This window comes from Mesorhizobium sp. (genome assembly GCF_017306585.1).
Classification (GTDB): Bacteria; Pseudomonadota; Alphaproteobacteria; order Rhizobiales; family Rhizobiaceae; genus Mesorhizobium.
Genome location: NZ_JAFKIC010000047.1, coordinates 1 through 7,689, shown reverse-complemented (window position 1 = coordinate 7,689; position 7,689 = coordinate 1). Strand labels below are relative to the sequence as shown.

Genomic DNA, 7,689 nt, shown 5'->3' with positions numbered 1-7,689 from the left:
TCAAATCCTTCAAGATGGACGCCACCGAACAGCAGAAGCTGATGCTGGCCGTCGACAAGCAGGGCAAGGACCTCGACGCTGTCGTCAAGGAATGGATCGACAACAACGAGGCCGTATGGAAACCTTGGCTCGACGGCGCCAAGGGGTAATTCGCCAACCGGGGAGCGGTTCAGCGTTCGTTTGCTGAACTGCTCCTCAGGAATGATATTAGCCGGCAATCAATCAGGCCAGCAGCGACTTGAGTTCGAAGCTCGGGTCGCTAACCGCTCTTCGGTCGGGCGACTTTCCCTGGGCAATGAGGCGTTTGCCCACCATGTAGGAACCCGGGTGGTTGATCGCGTCCACCGCCAGCAATTCGTCATTCCGATAGTACCAGACGGAAAGTGAGGTGTCGGACATCTGCCTGATAATGGCGGCGTCATGGTCGGCGCCTAGACCCGCGATCTGCAGCTTGCAATCGAATTGATCCGACCAGAACCAGGGCTCGGCATGATATTCATGCGTCTGCCCCATGATTGTTCTCGCCGCCGCTTCGCCCTGCTCGACCGCGTTGCCGACGCTTTCGAGCCGGATACGCCGGCCTTTCCAGGGAAACGACGCGCAATCGCCGGCGGCCAGGATCGCCGGGTCAGCTGTCCGGCATTGGGCATCGACCTCGATGCCGTTCCCGGCTTCGAGACCTGCCCGCAACGCCAATTCAACGTTTGGCAGGATACCTATTCCGACGATGACGAAATCGGCCGCCAGACTCCGGCCGTCGGCAAGAATGGCGTGAGTAACCTTGCGGTCGCGTCCGGCCAGCCGATCCAGCCCGACGCCTTCCAGTATGTCGACGCCCTTGGATTGGTGAAGGCTCCGAAAGAATGATGCGGTATGAGTGGATGCGACGCGCTGCAGGATACGCGGAGCGCTCTCTATCAGCGTCACCTCAAGCCCCAGCTTTGCCGAGACCGCAGCGGCCTCGAGCCCGATATATCCGCCGCCGACAATGACAACCCGCCGGCCGGCCGTGAATTCAGCCGCCATTTTCCTGATGTCGGCGATCGACCTCAGACAGTAGACGCCGCCCAGTTCACCGCCCTGTTCCGCAGGCAACTGCCTGGGCCTTGATCCGGTGGCAAGAACAAGGTGGCTGTAGGACAGGTCGGATCCATCGCTCAACCTCACTTCATGCCTGGCCCTGTCGATTGTCTCGACCTCGGTTGCCAGCCGCAGCTCGATGGCTTTCTGGCCGTAGAATGCCGGCGGCCTCAGATGCAGGCGCTCTTCGGTCAGCTCGCCCAGCAGATAGGCTTTCGAAAGCGGCGGGCGCTGGTAGGGCGGATGCGCCTCGGCGCCGACCAGGGTGATCCGCCCGATGTGTCCCAGGTCGCGTAATTTGGCCGCGACGGAAAACCCTGCCTGTCCGGCGCCGACGATGACGACAGGGCCGTTTTCCACCGGGACGTTCGACATTGTGCCGCTCAGCGCGCCCGAAGCGGCGTGATCGCCTTCAGCGTGGCCGTGATCAAGGCGTCGCGCTGGCTCGACAGGTCGGAGACCGTCTTGCCCTGCGCTTCCTCGGTGACGCCTTGCACCAGTTTTCCGGATGTTTGCGGATCGAGATGGAGGACGCCGAGATCGTCCCACCAGCGGTTGAAGCTTTCGGTATAGCGCTGGCAGAACGCGGCAAGACCGCCGTCACCGGCGCCAAGATGGAACAGCATGGTCGGACCCATCGCGGCCCAGCGCAGACCGGGACCAGCCCACATCGCCTTGTCGACATCCTCGACGCTGGCGACGCCCGTCTTCACCAGATGGATCGCCTCGCGCCACACCGCCGCCTGCAGCCGGTTGGCGACATGGCCGGGCACCTCGCGGTTGACGCGGATGGTGACCTTGCCGACGCTGGCATAAAAACGCTCGGCCATCGCCACCGCGTCATCGGCCGTACGCTCGTTGCCCATGACCTCGACCAGCGGGATGAGGTGGGGCGGATTGAAGGGATGGCCGAGCACGAAGCGGGCAGGGTTCTTCCACCCCGCCTGCATCTCGCCGAGTGTCAGGCCGGACGCGGATGATGCCACGACAGCACCGGGCGCCAGCGCGGGTTCGATCGCGGCGAACAGTTCATGTTTGACAGGGAGCCGCTCGGGCACGCTTTCCTGGATGAACTGCGCGCCATCGACTGCTTCGGCGGGCGATTTGTGGAAGCTGACGCGATCGGGATCGCCTTGCTCGGTAAGCCCAAGCTCCTGCAAAACCGGCCATGCCCGTTCGACATAGGTGCGCACCTGCGCTTCGGCGCTGTCGGAGACATCGAACACCGCGACGCTGCGGCCGGATGCGAGAAACAGCGCTGCCCAGCTCGCACCGATAACGCCCGCGCCCAGTACCGCCGTGTGGTTGATATCAGTCATCTCAGAACAATTCTGGTTGCAGGGGAGAGGCGGCGGTCAGTCCGCCGTCGATCACGAAACATTGGCCGTTGGCGAAGGCAGCCTGGTCCGACACCAGCCAGGCCACGGCATTGGCGATGTCATCGGGCGCGCCAAGCCTGCCGGCCGGGTGCCTGGCAAACGCGTCGGCTCGTGCGCGCGCCGGGTCCCGGGCGAGATCGAAGCCATCCGCAGCCATCTCGGTCATGATCCATCCGGGGCAGATGGCGTTGCATCGCACCTTCGGTCCATGGTCGATAGCAACCGATCGCGTCAGGCCATGCACGAAGGCTTTCGAGGCGTTGTAGATCGCCATTTTCGGATCGGAGACGTTGCCGGAAATCGAACCGATATTGACGATGCTGCCGCCATGCTCCGTCATGAACGGCAGCACCTCACGGCACATGTTGAACATCCCCTTGCAGTTCGTTCCGACAACGAGGTCCCAATCGGTGTCGGTGGTCTCGACGACCGTTTTCGTCAGCTGGACGCCGGCATTGTTGACCAGGATCGTCGGTTCGCCGAAAGCCTCGCGGGCCGAGGCGACGATGGTCCTGGCGTCAGCGGCGATACCGACATCGGCCTGGACCCAGAAAACCTCGGCTGCGAGATCTGCCGGCCGGTTGCCGCGGCCGCAGGTGAGAACGCTGGCGCCGTCGGCGAGAAGCCTGTCGACAACAGCCCGGCCGATGCCCCGTCCGCCGCCGGTGACAACAGCAATCTTGCTCTTCAGGCCGTTCCCTTGGGAGGTCATGCGTGGCTCACTCAAAACGCGACATGGTCGGCGCCCTTGAGGCCGAGACGGACCCGGACCTCGTCGGGCGTGGCGATGGTGCGGCCAAGATTCTCGACGATCGAGCGGATCTTCCTTACCTGTTCGGCGCTCGAAACGGCTTTCTGTCCCGGGCCGATATAGAGACTGTCCTCCATGCCGACCCGCAGATTGCCGCCAAGCAGCGCGGCCTGGGTGGTGAACGGGATCTGATGCCTGCCCGCCGCCAGCACAGACCATTCGTAGTCGTCGCCGAACAGTTTTTCGGCGATCGTGTGCATGTGCACCAGATTGTCGAGGTCGGCGCCGACGCCGCCAAGAATGCCGAACACCATCTGGACGAAGAAGGGCGGCTTGACCCAGCCCTGATCGACGACCCAGGCGAGGTTGTAGAGATGGCCCAGATCGTAGCATTCGAACTCGAAGCGCGTTCCATGCGCCTCGCCAAGCTCGCGCAGCGAGTATTCGATGTCGCCGAAGGTGTTGCGGAAGATGAAATCCCGGGTCATCGCCAGGAATTCCGGCTCCCAGTCATGTTTCCAGTTCGAGTATTTGTCCAGCATCGGGAAGATGCCGAAATTCATCGAACCCATGTTCATCGACGCCATCTCTGGGCTCACGGCGCGCGCGGCCTGAAGCCGCTGCTCGCGGGTCATGCCGAGCCCGCCGCCGGTGGTGATGTTCAGCACCGCGTTGCAGGACTGTTTGATGCGCGGCAGGAAGTCCTGGAACAGCTCCGGTCGCGGATCGGGCTTGCCCGTCTCGGGATCGCGCGCATGCAGGTGGATGATGGACGCGCCCGCTTCGGCCGCGTCGATGCTCGCCCTTGCGATCTCGCTCGGCGTGATCGGCAGGTGTTCCGACATGGTCGGCGTATGGATGCCGCCGGTCGGCGCGCATGTGATGATGACGGGTTTGCTCATGGTCAAAGTCTCATCTGCTGGACCTGGGCCGAAAGGCCGCCGTCGAGAACCCACAGCTGTCCGCTCGCATAGCGCGCTTCGTCACTGGCAAGCCAATTGACCAGGTTGGCGACGTCGGTCGGGGTGCCGTAGTTGCGAATCGGGTGCACGTTGCGCACGGCATCGCGCAACGCTTCGATCGTGCGGCCGCCGCCTCCCGATCCCGCGCCGGCAAAGAAGCACTGCAGCATCGGCGTGTCGATGTAGCCGGGGCAAATCGCGTTGACCCGGATGCCCTCGGGGCCGTGGTCGCAAGCCATGGCGCGCGTCAGGGCGTGCACCGCGCCCTTGCTCGCACAATAGGCCGCCAGCCCCGGATCGGCGATGAAGCCGTCATAGCTGCCGAAATTGATGATCGACGCGGTGCCGCCGCCGCTTACGGCCTTGCGCATCAGCGGCAGGGCGTGTTTTGAGGTCAGGAACATGCCCGTGACGTTGACCGCGAAACAGCGGTTCCATTCCTCGAGCGTGGTGTGCTCGATGGTCTTCTCGATCTCTATCCCCGCCGCGTTGACCAGCACGTCGAGCTTTCCGGCCGCGGCCTCGACCGTGCCCATGGCGGCCTTGACCTGGTCTTCCGAGGTGACATCAAGCTGAACGAACGCCGCCGCCGCCCCCGAGGCGGCTCCCATGCTTCCCGTATCGCTGAGGTCGGCGGCGAACACCGTCGCCCCTTCCGCGATGAACCGCTCGCATATGGCGCGGCCTATCCCGCCCCGTCCGCCGGTGACCAGCGCAACCTTGCCGCCGAGTTTTCCGCTCATCGGGCGGCGCATCGCGCATAGGCGTCGAGGACCAGACCGTGAAAATGATGCACGGCGTGTTCGGATTGGCCCGAACCGTCCGGATCGTTGACGATCCGCCCTTGCGTGAAGGCCGGCGTGTTCATGCCCTTCTGGACGCTCTCGACGATGTTGATGTCCTCGACCTGCAGGACCTCGTCGAGATATTTGATCGACTGCAGCTCCGCCTCGTCGGGCTCCTTGGATTCGAGGAAGAAGTCGTAGGTCTCGAAGGTCCGGTCCGGCCCCGCCGGGATGATGTTCAGCACGATCATCGAGGATCGCCCGGGGTAGCGCATCAGGCAGGTGTTCGGCCACAGCCACCATACGGCATGCGTGCGCACGGTCGCGTTGGAGACGTCATAGGCCGAGTTGGAGGATTTGCCGGCGTCCGCCATGTGGCTGGAATAGATGCCGTGTGTCGTCACCTTGTAGGTGCTCATGTCGACCAAGGTGCAGAAATCCTTGTGCGCGGTCGGGCAGTGATAGCATTCGAGGAAGTTGTCGACGACGTTCTTCCAGTTCGACTTGATGTCGTAGGTCAACCGGTGCGCGAAGGTCAGCTGATCAATGTCGGGCGCCCAGTGCTTGATCTCCGTCGCGAGGTCCCCGGTCTGGGAAGCGAGCGAAGGGGCGGAAGGATCCAGGTTGACGTAGCCGAAGCCGCAGAATTCCTCGACCTGCACCCGGTCGAGGCAGATGTCCTTCGTCTGGAAGTCTTCCAGTGTTTCGGTGTGCGGCGCGCGCACCAGCTGGCCGTCGAGCCGGTAGGTCCACGCATGGTACGGGCACATGATCTTGTTCGAGTTGCCCTCGCCCGAAAGAAGTGCATGCGCCCGATGCTTGCACACATTGTAAAAGGCGCGCAGAACGCCTTCGCGATCGCGCACGACGGCGATCGGGCGCCCGGCGATTTCAACTGCGATGTAGTCACCCGGCTTGCGAACCTTTTCGACATGGCAAACCCATTGCCAGGTCCTGGCGATGACCTCGGCCAGATCGACTCCGAACCAGCGCGCATCGGTATAGGCATCGCTCTTGAGCGAGAGGGACCGGGAGGGATTTGAGGAATATCCCTCCTTGATGGCGGCGAACTCGTCTTTCGAAGGAAGCAGCGTCATCGGAGCACCTTTCGTTTCGTGCGCCTGTGGCAGGCCACGGATGACAAAGCTTGCTGCCGGTAATGCGGAAAATCTATGCGCGGTTCGCCGCCGATTTATCGTTTTTCGACAGCAAGGCCGTCATCGCCTTGCGCCTTCCGGTGCATTGGCCAGGCCCTGAATTCGAAGGGGATGCGGCCTTCGACCCGGTCGGAACGCGGCGAAAGGCCGAAGCGTTCGCGATAGGCCCGGCTGAAATGGACCTGGCTTGAAAAGCCCGAGGCGATCGCGATCTCCGACATGAGCATGTCGGTCTGGGTCACTAGTCCCCGGGCGCGGTCGAGCCGGATATCACGATAGTAAAGCGCCGGCGGCTTGCCGACATATTGCTTGAAGAGCCTGTCGAGCTGCCTCTGGGAAACGTCCACCTTGCGGCAAAGCTCGGGAATGGTCAGCGTCTGCTCCAGATGCTGCTCCATGATGGCGATCACCTGCCGGACGGTGCGGGGCGCGGTGCGGCCAAGCGGCTCGGCATGGCCCGGATTCTGCGACGTGCCCACCGGCCTCAATGTCGGGTGGAAGATGTAGCGGGCAGCGGCATTGGCGAGCGCGTCTCCGGCGCTGGCCCGGATAAGATGCAGCGCGACGTCGGCCGAGGCGATGCCGCCGCTGCAGGTGAACCGCTTTCCGTCATGGACGAAAATGTCTTCCGAAACATCGATGTCGGGGTGCAGCTCCTTCAACGCGTCGATATGCTCGTAATGCACGGTCGCGCGTCGTCCGGCGAGCAGCCCCGCATCGGCCAGGATGAATGCGCCCGTGTCGAGCCCGCCGATGATGGAGCCGTTGCGCGCCCATTTTCTCAGCTGCGCCTGAAGATGAGGCGTGCTTGCCGTTTCCGGCGTCCAGCTCGCCGAAACCAGGACGATTTCGAAATTCTGCTCCTCCACGGAAGCAAGTCTTTCCGTCTGCACCGTCATCCCGTTGCTGGCAAGGCAGGCTCCGCCCTGGGTGGAAGCGAGCACCCATCGAAAGCGGGTCAGTCCTTCGAGATAGTTCGTTGCCCGAAACGGATCGATGAAGGCCGTGGTCGCTGCCAGATTGAAGTTCGGCGCGACCACGACGAGGATCCGGATCTGCTGCGCGCTTGGGGCCACGTGTCCAAAGATCGAAAGTTGACGTCCATATTTGTTAAGTCGGCGGCCCGCTTTGTGCAACACTTTGGACGCGGCGCACAGCGATACATCCAAAAACAAAGGGGAACATCATGCTGAAAATGCCGATCGTGAATGCCATGAACATAGCCCTTGCCGCCTTTCTGGTTGCCGGTGTGCCTGCGGGTGCCGCCGACCTCGGCGCGAAGGACGAGCCGATCAAGCTGGCCATGCTGGAATGGACCGGCGCGCATGTCTCCACCCACATTGCCGGGCAGCTGATGGAAAAGCTCGGCTACAAGGTCGAATACGTCACCGCCGGCAACTTCCCGCAATTCTCCGGCCTCGCCGACGGCACGCTGAGCGCCTCGGTCGAGATCTGGCTCAACAATGTCGGCGACATCTATCCCAAGGTGCTGGCCGAGAAGAAGATCGAGGATGTCGGCAAGCTCGACCTCAAGACACGCGAAGGCTGGATCTATCCGAAGTTCATGGAAAAGGT

8 protein-coding genes are annotated in these 7,689 nt (G+C 62.8%); 1 reads left to right on the top strand and 7 read right to left on the bottom strand.

What is annotated here, in order from left to right; translation table 11 throughout:
* Positions 1-222 precede the first annotated feature (222 nt).
* The 7 genes from J0I79_RS01795 to J0I79_RS01765 all read right to left on the bottom strand — a co-directional run bounded on the left by J0I79_RS01795 (position 223) and on the right by J0I79_RS01765 (position 7,190).
* Positions 223-1,455, bottom strand: a complete 1,233-nt coding sequence (locus J0I79_RS01795; protein WP_292854917.1) for an FAD-dependent oxidoreductase — start codon at positions 1,453-1,455, stop codon at positions 223-225.
* Between the two features lie 8 nt (positions 1,456-1,463).
* Positions 1,464-2,399: a 3-hydroxyacyl-CoA dehydrogenase NAD-binding domain-containing protein gene (locus tag J0I79_RS01790; RefSeq protein ID WP_292854915.1), complete on the bottom strand. Its 936-nt coding sequence runs from the start codon at positions 2,397-2,399 to the stop codon at positions 1,464-1,466.
* Between the two features lies 1 nt (position 2,400).
* Positions 2,401-3,171 (bottom strand): SDR family oxidoreductase, encoded by a 771-nt coding sequence (locus tag J0I79_RS01785; RefSeq protein WP_292854913.1) that lies wholly within the window; start codon positions 3,169-3,171, stop codon positions 2,401-2,403.
* 11 nt (positions 3,172-3,182) lie between these two features.
* Positions 3,183-4,112: a 3-keto-5-aminohexanoate cleavage protein gene (locus J0I79_RS01780; protein ID WP_292854912.1), complete on the bottom strand. Its 930-nt coding sequence runs from the start codon at positions 4,110-4,112 to the stop codon at positions 3,183-3,185.
* Positions 4,113-4,114: 2 nt separating this feature from the next.
* Positions 4,115-4,915: an SDR family oxidoreductase gene (locus J0I79_RS01775; RefSeq protein ID WP_292854910.1), complete on the bottom strand. Its 801-nt coding sequence runs from the start codon at positions 4,913-4,915 to the stop codon at positions 4,115-4,117.
* Positions 4,912-6,054, bottom strand: coding sequence for a ring-hydroxylating oxygenase subunit alpha (locus J0I79_RS01770; RefSeq protein WP_292854909.1), 1,143 nt, complete (start codon positions 6,052-6,054; stop codon positions 4,912-4,914). Before J0I79_RS01770 ends, J0I79_RS01775 begins: the two co-directional genes overlap by 4 nt.
* A gap of 95 nt (positions 6,055-6,149) precedes the next feature.
* A complete protein-coding gene (locus J0I79_RS01765) occupies positions 6,150-7,190 on the bottom strand; it encodes a GlxA family transcriptional regulator (RefSeq protein ID WP_292854907.1) in 1,041 nt (346 codons plus the stop codon).
* Between the two features lie 110 nt (positions 7,191-7,300).
* On the opposite strand from J0I79_RS01765, the gene J0I79_RS01760 reads away from it, so the two are divergent.
* Positions 7,301-7,689 (top strand): glycine betaine ABC transporter substrate-binding protein (locus tag J0I79_RS01760; RefSeq protein ID WP_292854905.1); only part of this gene is annotated, 389 nt, incomplete at its 3' end.

What these genes read in the sequence shown, in the direction of transcription:
- J0I79_RS01795 (WP_292854917.1), bottom strand. Translation starts at nt 1,455, where the DNA reads ATGTCGAACGTCCCGGTGGAAAACGGCCCTGTCGTCATCGTCGGCGCC.
- J0I79_RS01790 (WP_292854915.1), bottom strand. Translation starts at nt 2,399, where the DNA reads ATGACTGATATCAACCACACGGCGGTACTGGGCGCGGGCGTTATCGGT.
- J0I79_RS01780 (WP_292854912.1), bottom strand. Translation starts at nt 4,112, where the DNA reads ATGAGCAAACCCGTCATCATCACATGCGCGCCGACCGGCGGCATCCAT.
- J0I79_RS01770 (WP_292854909.1), bottom strand. Translation starts at nt 6,054, where the DNA reads ATGACGCTGCTTCCTTCGAAAGACGAGTTCGCCGCCATCAAGGAGGGA.
- J0I79_RS01775 (WP_292854910.1), bottom strand. Translation starts at nt 4,915, where the DNA reads ATGAGCGGAAAACTCGGCGGCAAGGTTGCGCTGGTCACCGGCGGACGG.
- J0I79_RS01785 (WP_292854913.1), bottom strand. Translation starts at nt 3,171, where the DNA reads ATGACCTCCCAAGGGAACGGCCTGAAGAGCAAGATTGCTGTTGTCACC.